General features: G+C 72.9%; 18 protein-coding genes. 6 read left to right on the forward strand and 12 right to left on the reverse strand.

The window, feature by feature from the left end:
• The first annotated feature begins 227 nt into the window (after nucleotides 1–227).
• From ACFWBN_RS11315 to ACFWBN_RS11325, 3 genes are read left to right on the forward strand one after another with little or no spacing between them, the layout of a single operon-like run.
• Nucleotides 228–1,631 carry a uracil-xanthine permease family protein gene (locus tag ACFWBN_RS11315; protein WP_385174181.1) on the forward strand — a complete coding sequence of 468 codons (1,404 nt, stop codon included), beginning with the start codon at nucleotides 228–230 and terminating at the stop codon, nucleotides 1,629–1,631.
• On the forward strand, nucleotides 1,628–3,016 hold the full coding sequence (locus tag ACFWBN_RS11320; protein WP_385174184.1) for an amidohydrolase family protein: 1,389 nt from the start codon (nucleotides 1,628–1,630) through the stop codon (nucleotides 3,014–3,016). Before ACFWBN_RS11315 ends, ACFWBN_RS11320 begins: the two co-directional genes overlap by 4 nt.
• Nucleotides 3,013–3,723 carry a TSUP family transporter gene (locus tag ACFWBN_RS11325; RefSeq protein ID WP_385174187.1) on the forward strand — a complete coding sequence of 237 codons (711 nt, stop codon included), beginning with the start codon at nucleotides 3,013–3,015 and terminating at the stop codon, nucleotides 3,721–3,723. The genes ACFWBN_RS11320 and ACFWBN_RS11325 overlap by 4 nt, the downstream gene beginning before the upstream one ends.
• A 69-nt stretch (nucleotides 3,724–3,792) precedes the next feature.
• Here the strand turns inward: ACFWBN_RS11325 and ACFWBN_RS11330 are convergent, their stop codons facing one another.
• The 4 genes from ACFWBN_RS11330 to galT all read right to left on the reverse strand — a co-directional run bounded on the left by ACFWBN_RS11330 (nucleotide 3,793) and on the right by galT (nucleotide 9,308).
• Nucleotides 3,793–4,836, reverse strand: coding sequence for a substrate-binding domain-containing protein (locus tag ACFWBN_RS11330; RefSeq protein WP_385174190.1), 1,044 nt, complete (start codon nucleotides 4,834–4,836; stop codon nucleotides 3,793–3,795).
• A gap of 114 nt (nucleotides 4,837–4,950) precedes the next feature.
• Nucleotides 4,951–6,867, reverse strand: coding sequence for a glycoside hydrolase family 5 protein (locus ACFWBN_RS11335; protein ID WP_385174193.1), 1,917 nt, complete (start codon nucleotides 6,865–6,867; stop codon nucleotides 4,951–4,953).
• A 192-nt stretch (nucleotides 6,868–7,059) separates the two neighbouring features.
• Entirely contained in the window at nucleotides 7,060–8,259 is a 1,200-nt protein-coding gene (gene galK, locus ACFWBN_RS11340) for a galactokinase (RefSeq protein WP_385174196.1), read from the reverse strand.
• Nucleotides 8,256–9,308, reverse strand: coding sequence for a galactose-1-phosphate uridylyltransferase (gene galT / locus ACFWBN_RS11345; protein WP_385174199.1), 1,053 nt, complete (start codon nucleotides 9,306–9,308; stop codon nucleotides 8,256–8,258). Before galT ends, galK begins: the two co-directional genes overlap by 4 nt.
• Nucleotides 9,309–9,435: 127 nt before the next feature.
• On the opposite strand from galT, the gene ACFWBN_RS11350 reads away from it, so the two are divergent.
• Entirely contained in the window at nucleotides 9,436–10,245 is an 810-nt protein-coding gene (locus ACFWBN_RS11350) for a DeoR/GlpR family DNA-binding transcription regulator (protein ID WP_385174202.1), read from the forward strand.
• A gap of 9 nt (nucleotides 10,246–10,254) precedes the next feature.
• Here the strand turns inward: ACFWBN_RS11350 and polX are convergent, their stop codons facing one another.
• Entirely contained in the window at nucleotides 10,255–11,982 is a 1,728-nt protein-coding gene (polX, locus tag ACFWBN_RS11355; protein ID WP_385174205.1) for a DNA polymerase/3'-5' exonuclease PolX, read from the reverse strand.
• A gap of 61 nt (nucleotides 11,983–12,043) precedes the next feature.
• Between polX and ACFWBN_RS11360 the strand changes: the two genes are divergently transcribed.
• Entirely contained in the window at nucleotides 12,044–13,162 is a 1,119-nt protein-coding gene (locus ACFWBN_RS11360) for a CapA family protein (protein ID WP_385174208.1), read from the forward strand.
• A 30-nt stretch (nucleotides 13,163–13,192) separates the two neighbouring features.
• Here the strand turns inward: ACFWBN_RS11360 and ACFWBN_RS11365 are convergent, their stop codons facing one another.
• The 5 genes from ACFWBN_RS11365 to ACFWBN_RS11385 are packed head-to-tail and all read right to left on the reverse strand — an operon-like array spanning nucleotide 13,193 to nucleotide 17,720.
• Nucleotides 13,193–13,900: an ABC transporter ATP-binding protein gene (locus ACFWBN_RS11365; protein ID WP_385174211.1), complete on the reverse strand. Its 708-nt coding sequence runs from the start codon at nucleotides 13,898–13,900 to the stop codon at nucleotides 13,193–13,195.
• Nucleotides 13,897–14,658 (reverse strand): ABC transporter ATP-binding protein, encoded by a 762-nt coding sequence (locus ACFWBN_RS11370; protein WP_385174215.1) that lies wholly within the window; start codon nucleotides 14,656–14,658, stop codon nucleotides 13,897–13,899. The genes ACFWBN_RS11365 and ACFWBN_RS11370 overlap by 4 nt, the downstream gene beginning before the upstream one ends.
• Complete coding sequence (locus tag ACFWBN_RS11375; RefSeq protein ID WP_385174218.1) at nucleotides 14,655–15,668, reverse strand: branched-chain amino acid ABC transporter permease; 1,014 nt, start codon at nucleotides 15,666–15,668, stop codon at nucleotides 14,655–14,657. Before ACFWBN_RS11375 ends, ACFWBN_RS11370 begins: the two co-directional genes overlap by 4 nt.
• Nucleotides 15,665–16,543: a branched-chain amino acid ABC transporter permease gene (locus ACFWBN_RS11380; RefSeq protein ID WP_385174222.1), complete on the reverse strand. Its 879-nt coding sequence runs from the start codon at nucleotides 16,541–16,543 to the stop codon at nucleotides 15,665–15,667. Before ACFWBN_RS11380 ends, ACFWBN_RS11375 begins: the two co-directional genes overlap by 4 nt.
• A 1-nt stretch (nucleotide 16,544) precedes the next feature.
• Nucleotides 16,545–17,720 (reverse strand): ABC transporter substrate-binding protein, encoded by a 1,176-nt coding sequence (locus ACFWBN_RS11385; RefSeq protein ID WP_385174226.1) that lies wholly within the window; start codon nucleotides 17,718–17,720, stop codon nucleotides 16,545–16,547.
• Between the two features lie 249 nt (nucleotides 17,721–17,969).
• On the opposite strand from ACFWBN_RS11385, the gene ACFWBN_RS11390 reads away from it, so the two are divergent.
• Complete coding sequence (locus ACFWBN_RS11390; protein WP_385174229.1) at nucleotides 17,970–19,598, forward strand: carboxylesterase/lipase family protein; 1,629 nt, start codon at nucleotides 17,970–17,972, stop codon at nucleotides 19,596–19,598.
• A 12-nt stretch (nucleotides 19,599–19,610) separates the two neighbouring features.
• On the opposite strand, the gene ACFWBN_RS11395 is transcribed toward ACFWBN_RS11390, so the two are convergent.
• Nucleotides 19,611–20,450, reverse strand: coding sequence for a PaaX family transcriptional regulator C-terminal domain-containing protein (locus tag ACFWBN_RS11395; RefSeq protein ID WP_385174232.1), 840 nt, complete (start codon nucleotides 20,448–20,450; stop codon nucleotides 19,611–19,613).
• A 111-nt stretch (nucleotides 20,451–20,561) separates the two neighbouring features.
• A complete protein-coding gene (locus ACFWBN_RS11400; RefSeq protein WP_385174235.1) occupies nucleotides 20,562–21,323 on the reverse strand; it encodes an Asp/Glu racemase in 762 nt (253 codons plus the stop codon).
• Between the last annotated feature and the right edge of the window lie 8 nt (nucleotides 21,324–21,331).

A 21,331-nucleotide genomic window follows, 5' to 3' on the forward strand; every position in this document is an offset into this window, starting at 1 on the left:
AACCGCGCGCCCCGGGAGGGACTCGTCCCCCGGGGCGCGCCCGAGGTCGACCCCGCACGTGCGCGGGACGAGCCCGGACGAGCCGTCGGCGCGAACCCTTGACGCTGGGCAGTGGCCCTCGGATACTGGCGGCCAAATCGATTTGGCCTCATCGCTTTGGCTCTCCGTCCAGGGCCGGACCGCGGCTGAAATCCGAGCGTGCAGCAACGCCCGAACGGAGCTCGAACGTGTCAAGTCCCCGCCAGACCCTGCCCGGTGCGCAGCAGCAGGAGCCCGCGCCCGCCACGCCCCACCCCGTCGACGAATCCCGCCCCCTCGGCCGGATCCTGCTCTTCGGGATCCAGCACGTCCTCGTCATGGCCGCCACCCCCATCTCGGCGATCTTCCTGATGAGCGCGACCCTCCGCCTCGATCCCGCTCTCACCGTCAACCTGCTCTCCGCGGCCTTCGTGCTCTCCGGAGTCGGCTCCCTGATCCAGTCGCTCGGCCCGTGGAAGTTCGGGCCGCGGTTGCCGTTCGTGATGCTGCCGGGGGGCGCGCCCCTCATCCTGTTCCTCGCCATCGCCGAACAGCACGGCCTGCCCACGGCCACCGGCGCGGTGCTCCTCACCGCCGGCTTCACCTTCGTCGTACTGCCCGTCTTCTCCCGGCTCCTCGCCTTCTTCCCGACCCTCGTGATCGGCACGATGATCGTCATCGTGGGCGTCAACCTGGTGAAGGTCGGCGCGGTCCTCGTCACCGGCCGCCCCGGCCAGCCGGGCTTCGCCGACCCCGCCAACCTCGGTCTCGGCCTGGCCACCATCGGCTTCACCGTCGCCTTCTACCTGCTCTTCAGCGGCATCCTGCGGCAGCTCGCCGTCATGCTCGGACTCCTCGCCGGCACCGCTCTCGCCGCGCTCCTCGGCTCCATCGAGCTCGGCCGCGCCGCCGACGGCGGGCTGCTCACCCTGCCGCAGCTGATGCCGTTCGGCTCGCCCCAGTTCAACCTGGTCGCCGCGCTGCCGCTGATGCTCTACAGCCTCGCCTCCATGGCGGAGGCGACCGGCCAGACCGTCATCAACGCCGAAGCCGTCGGCAAGGAGATCGACACGCGCACCGCCGTCCCCAAAACCGTCCGGGGCGACGCGCTCACCTCGCTCTTCGGCGGGTTCTTCGGGCTGCCGCTCATGGTCACCAGCGGCGAGAACATCGGCATCGTCCGCGTCACCGGCGTGCGCAGCCGCTTCGTGACCGCCGCGGCCGGCCTCGTCCTGGTCGCCATAGGGTTCCTCGCGCCCGTGACCCGGGCGATCAGCGTCATCCCCTCCGCCGTGGTCGGCGGCACCGCGATGGTCGTCTTCGCGGTGATCACCGTGCTCGGCGTGCAGATGCTGGGCCGGTCCGACCTGGACAAGCACACGAGCACCTTCATCTGCGCGGTCGCCCTCGCGCTCGGCCTGCTGCCGATCCTCGTTCCCGGCGTGTACGGCGGCTTCCCGCCGAACGTCCGCATCCTCCTCGAAAGCGGCGTCGCCGTCGGCGCGACCGTGGCCGCGGTGCTCAACATCCTCTTCCACCACGTCAGGCCGGGCATCGCCGCCCGCCTGACCATGGCCCGCCCGGCCACCGCCCGTACGGAAAGCGACCGATGAACCAGCTCACCCGCGAACTCCTCGACGGCCCGGGGCCGTTCCTCCTCCTGCCGGATGCCGTCCTGCTGCCCGAAGGCCCCGCCGACGGCCACGCGGCCGTCGTCGCCGACGGCTCCTTCCGCGCGGTGGGACCCGCCGCGGAGCTGGTGCGCGCGCATCCGCACCTCGAACCCGTACGACTGCCCGGCCACCTGCTGATGCCCGGCTTCGTCGACTCCCACCACCACCTCACGCAGAGCTTCGGCTCCGCGCTCGCCTTCGGGGAGCCCTCGGAGATCTTCCGCAGGGTATGGGTGCCGCTGGAGGGCGCGCTGGACGAGGAATCGGCCTACGTGGCCGCCAAGTTGGCCGCCTTCGAAGCCCTGCGCGGCGGTTTCACCACCGTCGCCGACGCCGGAACCCGCGCCGGCGTCGACATCGACGTGGTCGCGTCCGCCACGCGCGACGCCGGAATCCGGTGCGTGCTGGGGCTGGTCTGCAACGACGTCGAGAACGGCGATCCCGGCGTCCTGGACGACGCCGAGAAGCACCTCGCGCGCTACGCGGGCGACCCGCTGGTCCACCCCTCGCTCGCCGTCTCCGTCCCCGAGGCGGCCACCGAGGAGACGCTACGGGGCACGGCCCGCCTCGCCGCCGAGGCCGGAGCCGTCGTCCAGATCCACGTCAACGAGCACCTGGCCGGCGTCGAACGCTCCCTCGTACGCCACGGGCTGCGCCCCCTGGAGCACCTGCACTCGATCGGCGCGCTCGGCCCCCAGCTGCTCGCCGCGCACGCCACCCTCCTCACACCGCGCGAGCTCACCCTGCTCGCCGACACCGGGACCGCGGTCGCCTACAACCCCGTCGCCAGTGCCTGGAAGGGCAATGCCGTCGCGCCCGCCACCGCCATGGCCGAACGCGGCGTCCGCTTCGGTCTCGGCACGGACGGCACCAGGGGCGACGGGTTCCGGCTCGCCGAGGCGGCCGAGTTCGCCCAGCGGATCGCGTACGGGCTGGCCACCGGCGACTCGTCCTGCGGCGGCGGCTGGACCTGGCTGGAGCACGCAGCGCGGGGCGGCGCCGACGCCGTCGGCCTCGGTGCGCGGACCGGCACGGTCGCCGAGGGCCTGGCCGCCGACTTCCTCCTCGTCGACGTCACCAACCCGGAGCTCGCGCTGTCCTGGGACCTGCCCTGGGAGCTGGTGCGGCGCGGCAACCGCGACCAGATCACCGCCGTGTTCGTCGAGGGGCGCATGCGCCTGTGGTGCGGACGGCCGGTCGACTGGGACGGCCCCGCTCTCGTACGGCAGGCGGCCGGCCTGGCCCGCGCCACCGTGGGGCGGGCCGACATCACGCGCGTACACCCCACCTCCACCCGGGCACGGGAACGGAGCGCCGCACGGTGAGCACGCTGACACTCGTGGTGCTCGCCGTCACGGTGACCGCCGCCGCGTTCGTGCAGGGCAGCAGCGGACTCGGCTTCGCCCTGATCGTCGCGCCGGTGGCGGGCATCCTCGATCCCGGCCTGCTCCCGGTGTTCGTCCTGGCGGCGATGGTCCCGCTCAACGTGTACGTCGCCTGGCGCGAGAGGGCCTCGCTCGACGTGCGCGGCGCGGGCTGGATCACCGCGGCGCGGCTCGCCGCCACGCCTGCCGGTCTGGCGCTGCTCTGGCTGATCCCCGACCAGCGCCTCGGCCTGTTCGTGGGCCTGGCCACCGTGCTGGCGGCCGTCGCGAGCCTGGCCGCGCCCGCGTTCACGCCCGGCCGCGCCGCCTTCGTGGGCGCGGGCGTGGTGACCGGCCTGACGGAGACCGCGACGGGGGTGGGCGGACCACCGCTGGCGCTGGTCTACCAGCACCGGCCGCCGGCCGAGCTGCGGTCCACCGTTGCCGCGTGTTTCCTCGTCGGTGAAGTCGCCTCGCTGCTGCTGCTGTTCGCGACGGGGAAGGGGAATCCCGCGGACCTCGGGTGGGCGCTCGCGCTGGTGCCCGCGATCGCGGTGGGGGCGTGGCTGAGCCGCCTGGTGCACCACCGGCTGGACGCGCGGCGGATGCGCCTGTGCGTGCTGGTCTTCGCCCTGGTCTCCGGGCTGGTCCTCATGATCGGGCTCTGACCCGTACGAACAGGGGCTGCGTCCCTGCCGTACCGCCCCGCCGCCGGACCCGTGACCCGGCGGCGGGGTTCACGGCGTCGCGGCGCGCCGCAGCGAGGAGGCGCGGGCGATGACCCGCGGCTCGGGAGCCGTCACCACCCTGGTGTCGGTGAAGTCGCCGCGCAACCGGCCCAGCAGCAGGTCCACCGCGTCGGCCGCCGCCCGGTCCAGGCGCAGGTCGACGGCGGTCAGCGGCGGCTCGCAGGTACGGGCGCGCAGGCCGTCGTAGCGGGTGACGACCATGACGTCGTCCGGGACGGAGCGCCCGCTGTCCCGGATCGCCCGTACGGCGCCCACCGCGAAGGCGTCCACCAGCGCGCAGACCGCGTCGATCTCCGGGTGCTCGGCGAGCACGGCGGCGCACCCCTCGTAGCCTGCCTGTTCGCCGCCCGACTCGGGGGCGGTCGCGACGATCGGCTCCCAGCCGTGCGCCTCGGCGACGCGCTCGAAGGCCGCACGCGCGTCGACCGAGGAGTGCCGGGAACCGGAGCCGATGAACAGGGCCGGCCGCCGGACGCCCTGCTCGTGGAGGTGGGCGAGCAGCAGCTCGGCTACGAGCCCGGCGCGCAGATCGACGTACGAGGCGTCCTCGTCCGGCGACACGGGCCTGCCGAGTGCCACGTACGGCAGGCCCCGTTCCTTCAGCGCGGCCACGGCCGCGTCCTCCACGTCGGGCTCCACGACGATGGCCCCGTCGATGTCCACGGAGTACAGGGCCGATCCGGACATCACGGGCGGCACGAGGACCAGCGCGTAGTCGTGGACGAGGGCGCTCTCGGCGGCCGCGGCGGCGACCTCCATGTAGAAGCCCAGCCGGGAGGGCCCTCCGGCCACCGCGAACGGCATGGACGAGGCGAGCGCGATGGCCTTGGCCTGCCCGCGCCGCAGCCGCTGGGCCCGCAGGTTGGGCCGGTAGCCGAGCTCGGCGGCGACCTGCTTGATGCGCTCCCGGGTCCGCGGGTCGACCTTGCCGATCCCGTTGAGGGCGTGCGAGACCGTCGTTCGCGACACCCCGGCGACCCGCGCGACATCGGCGATCGTCGTCGGCCGCGGGCCGGAATCGGAAGTGGGCATCTGCGGGACCGCTCCCCTCAGGTGGTGAGGACTGCTGACTCCTCCATCATCGCCGACGGGTCGGGCGCCCCGCGCCGGGGACCGGCCCGGTCCGCCGTCGCCGGGCGCCGGCCGTCACAGCTTGCGGCAGAGCAGGGCGTCCGGGGTCTTCCCCTTGGCCCACGCTCCGGTGAAGGCGATGCCCGCGGCGTACTCGTCCGTTCCGCACTGCCCCTTGTAGGCGCCGTACGCGAACTCTCCTCCCGGGCCGCCGGCCGGCCGGTTGTCGCCGCGGTCGAACCAGAGGGTGCGGCCGGCCGTCCCGAGCGTCCTGCCCGCCCTGGCGCACAGGACCGCGGAGACCGCCTGGCCCCGCACGCTGTAGCCGGTCATGAACTGGTCGGGCCCGCACTGGTACTTGGTGTAGCCGCCCGCCCAGTCGCCCTGCTGTACGTGGCGTTCGTCGTTGACCACCACCGGCACCTGGCCGGCGGCTGCCAGACCTGGGGCCCCGGCATCGGTGCACAGCCCCCGCCCGTCGCGGTGGGCCACGCCGGCGAGGCGCTGCCCGTCGGGGCACGCCGCCTTGCGGGCTCCCGCGTCCCAGTCCCCGAGGGTGCGTGCGCGTGCCGACTGGACCGCGTCGGCGTGGTCGAGGCTGAGCATGTTCCAGGTGTCGGACACGGCGACCTGCCCGCTCTTCTGCGGCGCGGTGACGAGCCGGTTCCAGTCGCCGGCGCGCCAGTCGCCGCCGTCCAGGATGCCGGAACGGCGGCCCGTCGCGTCGAAGTTGAGGATCGACCAGGTGCCGTGTCCGGCCCAGCCGACCAGGGGCCAGTAGGCGAAGTCGGTGTCGTTGGCGATCAGGTGGTCCACGAGGTTGCCGAACCAGGTGCGTGCCTGCGGGTTGGTCTCGTCGCTGCCGATGCCGAACTCGCTGATCCACAGGGGCGCCGTGAAGTGGCGGCCGGTTTCGGAGGTGACGTAGAACGCCTGGCGCTGCAGGGTCGCGAACAGCTCTTCGCGGGAGAGTTCCTGGTAGCGCGGGTCGTGGGTCTCGCCCATGCCGGTCGCGCCGGTGTGGTTCGGCCCGGTGTAGCCGTAGAAGTGCGCCGCGTACACCAGCTTGTTGGAGGCGACGAGGGTGTGCGAGAGGGTGCGTACCGGTTCGAGCGTGGGGCGCCCGTGGGGCAGCCCGTCGGCCGGGATGCCTTGCCAGTTGATCCCTTCGACGATGACCAGCAGGTCGGGGTTGGCCTCGGTGAGGAGGCGGTCGCCGAGCCGCTGGGAGGCGGCCCACCAGTCGTGGTCGTTGCCCCAGTTCCAGTTGGCGTCGTCGGTGACGGTGCGGCGGACCTCGTTGTAGAGGTCGGCGCCGACGACGCGCTTGTTGTCCTTGTAGCGGCGGGCGAGGCCGATCCAGTCGGCCTCCCACTGTGCGGTGGTCTGGCTGGTGTTCCAGCGTTCGTTGCCGTCCAGGCCGCAGCAGAAGCGCGAGGTGTTGGTGTGGTTGTTGAGGATCACCGCGAAGCCCTCGGCGGTGGTGGCGGCGATGACGGCGTCGAAGACCTGGAGCGGGGTCTTGCCGCGCAGGTGCGGGTTGGCGGCGACCGAGGCGTCGGGAACCGGGCGCTGGTCGTGCAGCATCTCGTTCGAGAACGGCAGCCGGATGCTGTTGATGCCGAGGTCGTGGAATCCGGCGAGGATCTGCGCGATCGGCGCGCGGTCCAGGCCGAGCGGCATCTGGTCGGCCTTCTCGCCGTCGTGGTGGTTGGCCGGGTTGCCGATGTCGCCGGAGCCGTTCCACGATCCCTGGGCCCCGTGCCAGTTCGCGGACTTGAGCTTGAAGCGGTTGCCGTCGGCATCGACGACGTAGCGGCCCCGGGTGCTGAGGGGCGGGCGCCAGGAGTCGGACAGGTCGGCCGGCGCGCCGGCCGTCACCGGGGTCCTGGACGTCGTGGACGCGGCCGTGGACGCGGCGGCCGGGGCGGCGCCCAGCGCTCCGAGCAGTAGCGCCGCGGCGAGTAATGCCGGCAGCAGGGGTCTTCTCACAGAGTCCTCCGAGGGTCGATGTCTCGATCGGTGGGGCGGTGGGGCGGTGGAGCGGTGGAGCGGTGGAGCGGTGACGGTAATGCGTGGCGCCGGCTTCCACCAGGCGGACGGCCCGGTCGCGGAGGACCGGGCTGGAGGGGCAGAAGTGCCGGCGGGGAGGGGCCGCGGCTCCCCCGCGCCGGCAGCCCCCGGCTACCGCGTCCCGGCCGGCGGCCCGAGGCGGCGGGCGCCCGCGGCGGGGGTGACCTCCAGGAGGTGCGGGGGGCGGTGGCCGGCGGCGGCGAAGGCGGCCGTGACGGCCCCGCCCACCGCGCTCTCCCGCCCGGCCTCCACCAGTGCGATGACCGAGCCTCCGAAGCCGCCTCCCGTCATCCGGGCGCCGAGTGCCCCGGCGTCCAGCGCGGCGGTCACGGCGAGGTCGGTCTCCGGGCAGGAGACGCGGTAGTCGTCGCGGAGCGAGGCGTGGCCGGCGGTGAGGATCGGGCCGAGGGCCGCGACGTCGCCCTCCCGCAGCCGGGCTACGGCTTCCTCGACCCGGGCGTTCTCGGTCACCACATGGCGGACCAGCGGCACGAGATCCCCCGGCAGGGCGGGCAGCGCCTTCGGGAGTTCCGCGGCGGGCAGGTCGCGCAGGGCGGGCAGGCCGAGCAGCGCGGCCGCGCGTTCGCAGCCCGCGCGCAGGGCGGCGTACGCGCCGTCGCCGAGGTCGTGGGTGACCCGGGTGTCGATCACCAGCAGGCGCAGCCCCCGGCCCTCCAGGCCGAAGGGCACCTGCCGGTGGTCTTCCGGGGTACGGGCGTCGAGGTGGAGGGCGGCCTCGGCGGTGCAGCAGACGGAGGCCATCTGGTCCATGATCCCGCAGGGGACGCCGACGAAGGCGTTCTCCGCGCGCTGGGCGATCCGGGCCAGTTCGGGTCCGGGCAGCCGCAGCCCGTACAGCTCGTCGTAGGCGACGGCGACCGCGCACTCCAGCGCGGCGGAGGAGGAGAGGCCGGCGCCGGAGGGCACCGTGCTGTCGAAGTGGAGGTCCGCACCCCCGACCGGGTGTCCCGCCTCGGCGAGTGCCCAGACCACGCCGGCCGGGTAGCCGGCCCAGCCCGGCACGGCGCCGGGGGCCAGTTCGGCGACCGCCAGCTCGGTGGTCCCGCCGCCGCCGTGCGCGCTGTGCAGTCGCAGCCGCCCGTCCGTGCGGGTGCGGGCGGCGAGCAGGGTGGTCTGCGGCAGGGCCATCGGGAGGGCGAAACCGTCGTTGTAGTCGGTGTGTTCGCCGATCAGGTTGACCCGGCCGGGCGCCGCCCACACCCCGTCGGGGGCGCCGCCGAAGAGCTGCCGGAAGGTGTCCGCGACCCGGTGGGCCCGGCTGTCGTCGTCCCGCTGAACGGTCCGGCTCACGCCAGGGCCTCCCGAAGTCGCCGCGCGGCCGCCTCGGGGGCCACGTCGTTGATGAATGCTTCCGTACCGGACTCCGTCCCGGCGAGGAACTTGAGCTTGTCCGGGGTCCGGCGGACCGTGAACAGTTCCAGGTGCAGGGCCAGTTCCGCGCCCTGGGTGCGGGGCGCCTGGTGCCAGGCCGAGACGTACGGAGCGGGAGCCGCCCGGTCCGGCTGCCCCGGCAGGGGGAAGAGCCGGTCGAACCGGCGCAGCAGGTCCAGGTAGATGCCCGGGAACTCGGCCCGCTCCGCCTCGGTGAGGCGGGTCAGGTCGGGGACGCGGCGGTGTGGGTAGAGGTGGACCTCGTACGGCCAGCGGGCGGCGTAGGGCACGAAGGCGGTCCAGTGCTCCCCGGCCGTCACCACCCGCTCGGTGGCGGCGCGGGCGCCGGACAGGAGGTCCTCGAAGAGGTTGCGTCCGGTGGCGGCGCGGTGGGCGGCCGCGGCGGCGGTCATCTTGGCGGCGCGCGGCGTGACGAAGGGGAAGGCGTAGATCTGGCCGTGCGGGTGGGAGAGCGTCACGCCGATCTCGACCCCCCGGTTCTCGAAGCAGTACACCTGCTCCACGCCCGGGAGCGCGGACAGCTCGGCGGTGCGGTCGGTCCACGCGTCCAGGACCAGGCGGGCGGCGTCCTGGGTGAGGTCGGCGAACCGGGCCTCGTGCTCCGGGGTGAAGCACACGACCTCGCAGCGTCCGGCTTCGCCCGCGAGGGAGGGGAAACGGTTCTCGAAGACGGCCACCTCGTAGTCGGCGGCCGGGATCTCACTGAGCCGGCCGTCCCGGGAGGGGCAGAGCGGGCATGCGCCGGCGGGCGGGTGGTAGGTGCGGCCCTGCCGGTGGGAGGCGATCGTGATCCAGTCGCCGGTCGCCTCGTCCCGCCGCAGATCCGGGTGGCTGCTCACGCGGTCGAGCGGGCGCAGGTCCGGCGGCGTGTCGCGTACGGCGCCTTCGTCGGAGTCGAAGTAGATCAGTTCGCGGCCGTCCGCGAGTTTCGCCAGGGTCTTCTTCACCCGCCAAGAGTAAACATCTTCAAACATAATCCACCAGAGTCGTGCGGGATTTCCCCCAGACTTCAACAATACTGCCGTGCTATGTTGCGACCTTCTGACCGGATTCGCCGATCCCCGGGAGTGTCCCGTGGCCGAGCAGGCTGCCCAACTGGCCCACCAGCGACGCGCACTCATCCTGGACGCGGTCCGGCGCGACGGCGCGGTACGGGTGGCCGACCTGGTCGATCAGCTCGGCGTCTCGGACATGACCGTCCGGCGGGACCTGGATGCCCTCGCCCGGCGCGGCGTCGTGGAGAAGGTCTACGGCGGGGCCGTGGCCCCGGCCGGGGCCAGCGGGCACGAGCCCGGATTCGACGCCAAGGCCGATCTGGAGGGGGACGCCAAGGCCGCCATCGCGGACACGGCCGCCACCCTGGTGGAACCGGGCAGCGTGGTCGCGATCTCGGGCGGCACCACCGCGCACGCGGTCGCCGCCCGGCTGCTCGGCGTCCCGCGGCTCACGATCGTCACCAACTCCCTTCCGGTGGCGGAGCTGGTGCGGGCCGCCGGCCGCGACGGCGGGGACGGGGCCCCCACCCTGCTGCTCACCGGCGGCTCCCCCACCCCCTCGGCCGCGCTGGTCGGCCCGCTCGCCGACCTGGTGATCGGTTCCCTCCACGTGGACCTGCTCGTCCTCGGCGCGCACGGAGTGGCGGAGGAGGCCGGGCTGACCACCCCGAACCTCATGGAGGCCCAGACCAACCGGGCCCTGGTCGCCTCGGCACGGCGGGTCGCCGTCGTGGCCGACCACAGCAAGTGGGGGGTGGTCGGCCTCAGCGGTTTCGCGGCCCTGGACCAGGCCGACTGGTTCGTGACCGACGCGGGCATGCCCGCGCCGGCCCGCGCCGTCCTCGCGGAGACGGTGGGTGAACTCCTCGTCGCGGGCGAGGAGCACTAGGGCCTGTCGTCAGGTGCGCTTCCTGTCCAGGAACCGGCGCAGCCGGGTCAGCGGCCAGGCGTTGATGACGTCGTCCTTGGTCAGCCAGCCGCGCTGCGCCGTCCCCACCCCGTAGCGCATGTACGGCAGATGCGTGGTGGCGTGCGCGTCGGAGTTCACCGCGAACTTCACGCCGTACCGTTTCGCGCTCAGGACGTCCTCGTCGCACAGGTCGAGCCGCTCGGGGTGCGCGTTGATCTCCAGGGCCGTGCCCGTCCGCGCGCACGCCGCGAAGACCGCGTCGAAGTCGGCGTCGATGCCCGGGCGTTTGCCGATCCGGCGGGTCGTGGGGTGGCCGATGACGTCGACGTGCGGGTTCTCGCAGGCGCGGATGAGGCGGCGGGTGAGTTCCTGTCTGCTCTGGTCGAAGTGGGAGTGGATGGAGGCCACGCAGATGTCGAAGCCCGCGAGGAACTCGTCGGGCCAGTCCAGCGCGCCGTCCGGGCCGATGTTGAGTTCCGTGCCGTGCAGCAGCCGCATCCGGTGGTGCGCGCCGTCCAGGGCGCGGACCTGCTCGCGCTGGGCGAGGATCTTCTCGCTGGTCATGCGCTGCATGTACAGGTTGGGGGCGTGGTCGGTGACCGCGTAGTACGCGTAGCCCCGGGCGGCAGCGGCGGCGATCATGTCCTCCAGCGGGGCCAGCCCGTCGGTGAGGTCGGTGTGGGTGTGCAGATCGCCGCGGATGTCCTTCTCCGTCAGGAGGTCGGGGAGTTCACCGCGCAGACCGGCCGCGATCTCGCCGCGGTCCTCGCGCAGCGTCGGCGGTATCCAGGGCAGTCCGAGCCGGGCGTAGATCGCCTCCTCCGTCTCGGAGGTGACGCTCGCGCCGCTCTCGGCGTCGAAGAGCCCGTACTCGGAGAGCTTGAGGCCTTGGCGCACCGCGAGTGCGCGGGTGCGGATGTTGTGCGCCTTGGAGCCGGTGAAGTACTGGAGCCCCGCGCCCCAGGAGGCGGGGGGCAGCACCCGCAGGTCCACCTGGAGCCGGGTGGCGGTCCGTATGGAGGTCTTCTTCTCCCCGCGCGCGATGACCTCGGCCGTGGAGGGGAGGGCGGTGAGGGCGTCCATGAACGGAGCCGAGCGGCGCGCCGCCACCAGGATGTCGACGTCGCCGATGGTCTCCTTCATACGGCGCAGGGAGCCCGCGTACGTGCAGCGGACGCACCCGGGGATGTCCGACAGCTCGACGACGAGCTGCTCGGCGATGTCCATGGCCGCGCTGACGAGGATCCGGCCCTCACCGGCCTTCTGCAGCACCGAGATGCCGTGCAGGATCCTGTCCTCCGTGCGCTCGCCGAAGCCCTTCAGATCACGCAGCCGCTCCTGGTGGATGGCGTCGAGCAGCTGATCCACGGAGGTGATGCCCAGCTCTTCGTACAGGGTCATGGCCTTGTGGGGCCCCAGCCCCGGAATCGCGATCAGCTCGCGCACGCCGGCCGGCACGAACGCCCTGGCCTCGTCGACGACGGACATGCGGCCGGTCCGCAGGTACTCGATGATCTTGTCGGCGACCGACTTGCCGACGTTGGGGATCTCGCGCAGGCCCTTGGCGTCGAGCGTCGAGACGTCCTGCGGGCAGCCCCCGACGGCCCGGGCGGCCTTCTCGTAGGCGCGTGCCTTGAAGGCCTCCCCGCCCCGGATCGCGATGAGGTCCGCGTACTCCTGGAGCAGCGCCTCGACCTGGTCGTTGGCTCGGGCCATGCCTCCAGGGTCCTCCGACCGGACCGGGCGGGCACGCCGGGCACGGCACTAGCCTGGAGGGATGGGCGGTGATGGCGGAGTCCTGACGCTGTTCCTCGCCGGTGACGTGATGCTCGGCCGCGGCATCGACCAGATCCTTCCGCACCCCGGCGACCCGGCCCTGCCGGAGGCGTACGTCACCGATGCCCGCACGTACGTCGAGCTGGCGGAGACGGCGAACGGCACGATCCCGCGCGGCGCGCCCTTCTCCTGGCCCTGGGGAGAGGCGCTGGGGCTCCTCGACGAGGCCGCGCCCGACGCCCGGATCCTCAACCTGGAGACCTCCGTCACCCAGAGCGACGACATCGCCCCCGGCAAGTCGGTCCACTACCGGATGCACCCCGCCAACCTGCCGTGCCTGGCCGCCGCCCGGCCCGACGCCTGCGCACTCGCCAACAATCACGTCCTGGACTACGGCCGTGGCGGGCTGGCCGAGACCCTCGACTCGCTCGCCGCGGCGGGACTGCGGACGGCGGGAGCGGGCCGGGACCTCGCCGAGGCGCGGCGGCCCGCGGCGCTGCCCCTCTCCGGGGAGCGCCGTCTGCTGGTCTTCTCCCTGGGCATGGCGTCGAGCGGCATCCCCCGCACGTGGGCGGCCGGCGCGGACCGGAGCGGGATCGACTTCGTCGACGAGGCCTCGGACGCGGCCGCGGCCGAGGTGGCGGACCGCGTCCGGCGGGCGAAACGGTCCGGCGACCTCGTGGTCGTCTCGATCCATTGGGGTTCCAACTGGGGCCACTCCGTCCCCGGCGACCAGGTCCGCTTCGCGCACGCGCTCGTCGACGGCGGCGCGGACGTCGTCCACGGGCACTCCTCGCACCATCCGCGCCCGTTCGAGGTGTACCGGGGGCATCCGGTCCTCTACGGCTGCGGCGACCTGATCGACGACTACGAGGGCATCGGGGGCCACGACCGGTACCGGGACGATCTCCGGCTGCTGTACTTCCTCTCCCTGGAGCCGGACACCGGCCGGCTCGACCACGCCCGGCTCGTCCCCCTCCAGGCCCACCGCATGCGTCTGCGGCACGCCTCGCGCGAGGACTCCGCCTGGCTGCACGAGGTCCTCGCCCGCACCAGCCGCACGTTCGGCACCCACATCACCCGCGACCCGGAGGGCACCTTCACCGTCCGCGCGGGCTGAAGGGCGGCGTCGGGCCTCCGGGCCGGCCGGTCAGTCGACGCCCAGGAGGCGCCGGCGGTCCTCGGGGCTGGAGCGGAAGGCGGCACAGGACGCCTGGTGGACGATGCGGCCCTTCTGCATGACCGCCACGTTCTGGGCGACGGAGAAGGCGAGGCCCAGGTTCTGTTCGACGATGACCACCGACATGCCCTGCGTGCTCACCTCCCGGATCACCTCGCCCACTTGGGCGACGATCGCGGGGGCGAGGCCGTCGGACGGTTCGTCGAGCAGCAGCAGACGGGGATTGCCCAGCAGGGCGCGGGCGATCGCGAGCATCTGCTGTTCGCCGCCGGAGAGCTGGTCGCCGCGGTGGCCGAGCCGCTCCCCCAGCCGCGGCAGCAGGTCGAGGACGCGGGCCCTGGTCCAGGGGCCGCGTGCCGGGCGCCGCGAGGCGATCGCCAGGTGCTCCGCCACGGTCAGCGGCGCGAAGACGCGGCGCCCCTGCGGGACGACGCCCACCCCGGCGCGGGCGATCACGTCGACACGGGACCCGGCGATCTCCCGGCCGTCGAGGGTGACGCTGCCCCCGTAGGGCCGGACGAATCCCGCGACGGTGGAGATGAGGGTGGTCTTCCCGACCCCGTTGCGGCCGAGGACGGCGACGGTCCCGCCCGCGTCGAGGTCGAGGTCGACGCCGCCCAGGACCACGCCGCCCTCGTAGCCGGAGCGCAGGTCACGGATGCTGAGGAACGGTGTCACGGGGAGACCTCCATGGTGCCGAGGTAGGCGCTCTGGACCTCGGCGGAGGCCCGTACCTCGTCCGGGGAGCCGGTCTTCAGGTGTCTGCCGAGGTGCATGACGGTCACCGTGTCGGCGAGTTCGAAGACCATGTCGAGGTCGTGTTCGATGAGGAGCACGGTCACTTCGCGGGGCAGGGCGGCGATCAGTTCGGTGAGTCGCGCCGTCTCCGCGGGGGACATGCCGGCTGCGGGTTCGTCCAGCAACAGCAGCCGGGGTTCGGTGGCGAGGGCGACGGCGACCTCCAGCTGGCGCCGTTCGCCGTGGGAGAGCGCGGCCGCCGGTTCGCCGTGCCGGGCGGGCAGGCCCACGCGGTCGAGCAGCGTGCGGGCCCGGTCGATCGCCCCGGCCCTGGCGCCCACCTTCCGCCAGCCGCCGAATCCGCTTCCGGACCGGCGCAACACGGCGAGCAGGACGTTCTCCAGCACGCTCTCGCGCAGGAAGAGACTGGAGTGCTGGAAGGTCGCGGCGACCCCGAGGGCGACGCGGCGGTCCACGGGCAGCCGGGTCACGTCGCGGCCGTCGACGAGGACCGATCCGGCGGTGGCCGGCAGTGTTCCCGAGATCAGGCCGAACAGCGTGGACTTGCCGGCGCCGTTCGGGCCGATGATCGCGTGCCGCGCGCCCGCCCGCACAGTGAGGTCGAGGCCGTCGACGGCCACGAAGGAGCCGAAGTGCCGTGACACGTGCCGTAGTTCGAGTGGATCGAGGTCTGTCACGCCGTCCTCTTCCGGGTCAGCTTGGGCGGGATCCGCAGGCCGGCCAGCCCGCGGGGCAGCGTGTAGACCGCGATGACGAAGAAGACTCCAAGCAGCAGCGGCCCGCGCCCGGCGACGGCTTCGAGGTTCCCGAGGTAGTCGCGGGTGAGCCAGACGAGCGCGGCGCCGGCGCAGGCGCCCCACATCGAGCCGGAGCCGCCGATCACGACGGCGAGCAGCGCCAGGGCGGCGATCTCGAATCCGGCGTCGCCGGGCGAGACGAACCGCTGCACCGACACCCACAGGGCTCCGGCGGCGCCGGCCAGTGCCCCGGCACCGCCGTAGACGGTCAGGGCGTACCGCCGGGTGGGGTAGCCGATCGCGCTCATCCGGCGCTCGTTGTCGCGGATGCCGCGCAGGGCGAGGGCGAAGGGGGTGGAGCCGAGCCGCGAGACGGCCGCGAAGAGCAGGAGGAACACGGCCAGGACGTAGAAGTAGACCAGTCCGTCGAGTTCCAGCGCGGGCATGCCGGGCAACGGTACGACGGGCGGGATGCCGGATATCCCGTCGGTGCCGTTCGTCAGCGACTTCCAGTTGACGGCGGCGCTGTAGGCGATCTCGCCGATGGCCAGCGTCAGCATCAGGAACACCACGCCCCGGGCCCGCACGGCGAGCCATCCCGTGGGGACGGCCACGAGGGCGGAGACGGCCGCGGCGATGAGGAGTTGGAGTACGCCGATGTCGGTGAGGCGCGTCGCCACGATCGCCGCCGTGTACGCGCCGACGCCGAAGTAGGCCGACTGCCCCAGGGTCGGCAGCCCGGTCAGGCCGGTGAGCAGGTTCACGCTCAGGGCGAGAAGGGCGAACACCAGGATCCGCGACAGGGTGCCTACGGCGTACGGGCCGAGGACGAAGGGGGCCGACGCGAGCCCGACGGCGACCGCGGTCACCGAGAGGCGTCGTACGGCGGGTCGGGCCGGCGCGGCGGTTCCAACAGGTGTGGCAGGTGCGGTGGTTCCGGGCAGGCTCATGTGCGCACCGCCGTCGGGACGAGGCCGTTCGGGCGGACGACGAGCACGGCCAGCATGGTGCCGAAGAGGAGGAAGGGGGCGTACTCCGGGAGCAGCGCCACCCCGAGCGTCTGGACCTGGCCGATCAGGAGGGCGCCTGCGAGCGCGCCGCGCACGGATCCGAGGCCGCCGACGACCACGACGACGAGCGAGAGGACGAGCACGGTCTCGTCGACGCCCGGCCCGGGACCCAGGATCGGTGCCCCGAGGACGCCGCCGGCGGCCGCCAGGGCCGCGCCGAAGGCGAAGACCCCGTAGAGCACCTTGCGGATGTCGACGCCGAGCGCGCGGACCATGTCCCGGTCGGCGACGGTGGCCCGTACCAGTGCTCCGAGCGAGCTGCGTTCGAAGACGAGGTACACGACGAGCGCGAGGCCGGCCGCGACGCCGATGAAGACGAGCCGGTAGACCGGATACGCGTGGCCGAGGAGGCCGACCGTCCCGCGCAGGGAGACCGGCGGATCCGTGGGCAGCACCTCGCCGCCGAAGCCGGCGGCGAGGAGGTCGGCGACGATGAAGGTGATGCCGAGCGTCAGCACGGCCTGGTCCAGGTGCCCGCGCCGGGCCAGCGGCGCGGTGAGGAACGTGAGCGCCGCTCCGCCCATCGCGCCCACCAGGGCGCCGGCCGTCAGGGCGAGGAGCAGACCCCACAGGCTGCCGTCGGACAGCGCGTAGGCGACGTAGGCCCCGACCAGGTAGAGCGTGCCGTGCGCCAGGTTGAGCACGTCCATCATCCCGAAGACCAGGGACAGGCCCACGGCGATCGTGAACAGCAGCAGACCGAAGGCGACCCCATCGACGACGCTGACGAAGTTGCCGTCCAACCATCCGGTCATGTCAGCCGCCCAGCCGGCCGAGCTCGGAGCTCACGGTGTTGGCGCCCTGCCTGACCTCGCGCAGGTACCAGGGCTGGACGGGCGTGCCGCCGCTGTTGAACCGCCATGTCCCGCGCGGGCTGTCGATGTCCCCCACCGCGGCGATGGCGGCGTTGACCGATTCCGGGGTCACGTCGGAGCCGGCGGCCTTGATCGCCTTGTCGAGCACCTGCGCCGCGTCCCATGACGCCATCGCGTAGGTGGTCGGGGCCGATCCGTAGGCGGCCGTGTAGGCCGGGGCGAACCGCTTGTTGGCCGCGTTGTCCAGGTCCGCGCTGTAGTTGAGCGCGGTGAGGATGCCGTTGGCGGCGTCTCCCTGCCCCTGGAGCACGCCACCCTCGGTGAGGAAGCCGGGCGCGTAGAGCGGGATCCTGCCGGCCAGTCCGAAGTCCCGGTACTGCTTGACGAAGTCGACGGCCGCGCCGCCGGCGTAGAAGCAGAAGACGGCCTTCGCGCCGGACTTCTCGATCTGCGCGAGGTACGGCTGGAAGTTCTTCGTCCCCGGGAACGGCGTGTAGACCTCCTCCCCCGCGATCGTGCCGCCGGCCGGGAGGAAGGTGGACTTGAAGCCCTCCACCTCGTCCTTGCCCGCCTGGTAGCCGGCGGCGATGAGGAAGACCGGGCCGCCGGCCTTCTCGGCCACGTGCCTGCCGAGCGCCTTGCCGGGCTCGTCGTTGACGTACGAGGTGCGCCAGATGTACTTGGTGCCGGTCAGCGTCGTGGGCGAGGCGTTCGAGCCGACGAGCGGTACCTTGCTGCTCTCGAAGAGGTCCTTGACCCCGTTGACGGTGGCCGAGCTGACCACTCCGCTCACCGCCAGCACGCGGTCCTGCTTGACCAGCTTCTCCGCCGCGGCCTTGCCCGAGTCGGCCGTTTCCCCCTCGTCCGCGACCACGATCTCCACCTCGCGGCCGCCGAGTCTGCCGCCGTGCTGCTTCACGTAGAGCTCGAAGCCCTGCTTCATGTCGTCGCCCAGCGCCTTGTAGATCCCCGACTGCGGGACGAGGAGCCCGAGCTTCACGGGCCCGCTCTGCCTGTCGTCGCCGCCTGTCCCGAGGCTGGCGCCGCCACATGCCGTGGCCAGCAAGAGGGCCGCCGCTGCGGCGATCGGACCAACGGGACGAAACCGACCTGCCATGGAAACTCCGTACGTCGTCAACCGGCCCGGAAGGGCCGGATGTTGCTGATGGGTCTGCCGTGAGGGTCCGGGAAGTGACACGTGTCTATCGTGTTTTTGGGACGGCCGTCAAGAGTTCGCAAGACCGCGATCACGCAAGGGGCCGAGCCCTTGACCCCGGCTCGATATATGCCGTAACACTAACCCTCGTCAATTTGACGCAATGCCACTTCGGCGACCGGCTCTTGATCAGTCAGGGAGTGAAGCACCATGACCGACGATCCATCGCGGCGCGAAATCCTCAGGAACGGCGGGGTGTTGGCGGGAGCCGCACTGCTCTCCGGCATCGCCGGCGCGGGCACCGCACAGGCCGGCCCGCGCACGGACGCGTCCTCCCCCGTGGTGGAACTGCCCGCGGGCCGACTGCGCGGCAGCACCGAAGGTGGTCTCGCCGTGTTCAAGGGCGTGCCCTACGCGGCGCCGCCGGTCGGCGCCCTCCGATGGCGGCCGGCGCAGCCCCACCCCGGCTGGCAGGGCACGCGCGAGGCGACCGCCTTCGGCCCGAGCGCGCCGCAGCCCTACCGGGAGGGCGGCGATCCGGTCCTCGGATCGCACGGCGCACCCCCGTTCGACGAGGACTGCCTCACGCTCAACGTCTGGACCCCCGGGGTCGACGACGCCAAGCGGCCGGTCATGGTGTGGATCCACGGCGGCGGCTTCATCTCCGGTTCCGGCTCGGTACCGGGGTACTCAGGCGAGACCTTCGCGCGCGACGGCGACCTCGTCGTCGTGAACCTCAACTACCGGCTCGGACCGCTGGGTTACCTCTACTTCGGTGAGGAAGGGGCCGGCGGGAACTTCTGGCTCACCGACCAACTCGCCGCGCTGCGCTGGGTCCGGGACAACATCGCCGCGTTCGGCGGCGACCCGGACAACATCACGCTCGCCGGCCAGTCCGGCGGCGCGCTGTCGGTGGCGGCGCTCGCCGGCGCCCGGACCAAGGGCCGCCCGCTGTTCCGGCGGGCCGTCCTGCAGAGCCCGCCGCTCGGGCTGAAGATCCCCACCCGCGCCGAGTCGCTCCAGCGCACCGCCGCCTTCATGGACATCCTCGGCGCCAAGAACGTGGCGGAGCTACGGGCCGTGCCCTGGCCCCGGCTGATCGCCGCCACCTTCGAGATGTTCAGGCGCACGGGGCGGTGGGGCTACTGGTCGACCCCGTTCCTGCCGGTGCTCGACGAGGTCACCCTGGACCGCGACCCCGTCGACCTGCTGCTCAGCGGGCCCGGGGCGGACATCGACGTCCTGATCGGCTGGACCAGGGAGGAGGCGAACTTCGCCTTCGCGCTCAGCGAGCCGTACGCGGCCTCGACCAAGGAGCAGGTGCTCGCGCGGGCCCGGGACACCTTCGGCAACCGGGCGGCCCAGGCGTACACCGCGTACGAGGAGGCCCGGCCCGGCGCCCGCCCGGTGGACGTCCTCATGGACCTGATCACCGACGACCTGTTCCGGATGCCCGCCGTGGCCCTGGCCGAACGGCGGGCGGCCCGCGGACGTCCGGTCTGGGCGTACCAGTTCAACCTCCCGACGCCGGCCCACAACGGTCAGCTCGGGGCCGCGCACTGCCTGGAGCTGCCGTTCGTCTTCGACAACTTCGACAAGTGGTCGCAGGCGCCCTTCCTGGCGGGGCTGAACCCCCGGGTCCGCGACGGGCTCGCCGCGACCGTGCACGCGTCGTGGATCTCCTTCATCCGCACCGGCGACCCCAACCACGACCCCATGCCGCGCTGGGACCGCTACGACCGGGACTCCCGTACGACGATGGCCCTGGACTCGGTGACCACCGCCGTCGGCGACCTGGCGGGCTACTGGCGCCGACTGCACCATCCCGCGACGCCGTAACGCCGCACAGCACTAGGACTCGGCCGCCGCCTCCGCCAGGCCGGTGACCTGCCGCACGTGCAGCAGGCTCGGCTCGGCGAGCACCTCGTGCAGCTGCTGGAAGATCCGGCGCGCGGCGACCGCGTTCCAGTCCGCGGGGAGCAGCTCGCTGGGCAGGCCCGGGTCCAGGTAGGGCAGCCGGCGCCACTGGGTGAGCATCGGGACGTAGTGGCGGAAGGCCTCGCCGCCGTCGATCTCGCGCTGCTGCGCGAGACCTTCGGCGACGGGGCCGTACGCGTGGGTGAACGTGGCGTACTGCGCCTGGATCGCCGGGAAGTCCCACCACGAGCTGACCGTTCCGGGCAGGTCGCTGAAGGCTGCGTAGTCCGCGGCGAACAGGTGCACGTAGTCGCTGAGTCCGCGCCGGACGAGCATGTCCCGGGCGTCGTCGAGCAGCCGGCCGGGGGCCAGCCAGACTCCCGGCGCGATGTTGCCGAAGCCGAGCCAGGTCAGCCTGGTGCGCAGCTGGTAGCGGTAGGAGCGTTCGGACTCCGGTACGGAGAAGACGGCCATCGCCCAGCCGTCGCTCAGCTTCGCCGGTTCCAGACTGCCGAAGATGCGCCGGTCGCCCTCGTCGAAGACGGGCTGCGCGGCCGGGCTCAGCCGGTAGCCCGTGGCGCCGCGGCGCTCCGCTTCGAGGACGCCCTTCTTCTTCAGGCGGGAGATCGCCGAGCGTGCCGCCGGGCCGTCGACGTCCAGCTCGGACATCAGGGTGATCAGGTCGGCGACCGAGATCCAGCCGCCGAGGCGGCGCAGGAACGCCCCGTAGACCGTGTTGATCAACGAGCTGGGCCTGAGAGGACTGTCCGCCATGATCGCCTTCCGTCGTGTGCGGTCGCGATCCTACCCAGCCGGGCGGCCGGGGCGCGGTCCAGGTCCGGGTCACGGTGGCCCGGGCACACGACGAAGGGCGGCGCGGCGCCGTCACTCCGCATACGCGCCCGACAGCAGATGGCCGGCTCCGGGGGCCACGGCGGGCAGGTCCAGGGCGCGCAGCATCTGGTGGGCCGTGCACACCGCGGCCGAGACGACGGGCTTGCCGAGGAGCTGTTCGGCTTCCTCGATGGCGCCCAGCGAGGGCATCTGGACGCAGGCGGAGAGCACGACGGCGTCGGCGTCCGCGTGGTCCAGGGCCTGGGCGAGCCCCGGGAGGCGGGCCGGGTCGTGGGCGGCGACGTCGAGGTTGTCCGGGATCTCCAGGGCCTCGTAGTCGAGGACCTCGATGCCCTCGTGGGTGAGGTAGTCGACGACCGTCTTGGTCAGCGGGCGCATGTACGGGGCGATCAGGGCGATCTTCTTCGCCCCGATGGTGTGCAGGCCGTGGACGAGGGCTCCGGCGCTGGTGACGACGGGAGCGGCCGCTCCGTTCTCGACGGTACGGGTGTGCAGGCGCTCCTCGGAGGTGCGGTGGTAGCCGAGGCCCATGCTCATGATGGCGACGAGGCAGGCGTAGCCCAGTACGTCCACGCGCGCGTCGGAGAGCTCGACGGCGCACCGGTCGGAGTCGGCGTCCATGGCCTTGAGCTGCTCCGGGGTCACGTGGGTCATGCGCATCCGGCTGGAGTGGAAGGTGAAGCGCTCCGGGGCGATGGCCTCCCGGGCGCGCAGGATCGCCGGGACCTCGGTCTCCATGGTGACGTTGGAGCTCGGCACGATCTGGCCGATGCGGTAGGTGCGGGGGGACATGTTCGCTC

The organism is Streptomyces sp. NPDC059989, from assembly GCF_042736975.1.
Taxonomy (GTDB): Bacteria; Actinomycetota; Actinomycetes; order Streptomycetales; family Streptomycetaceae; genus Streptomyces.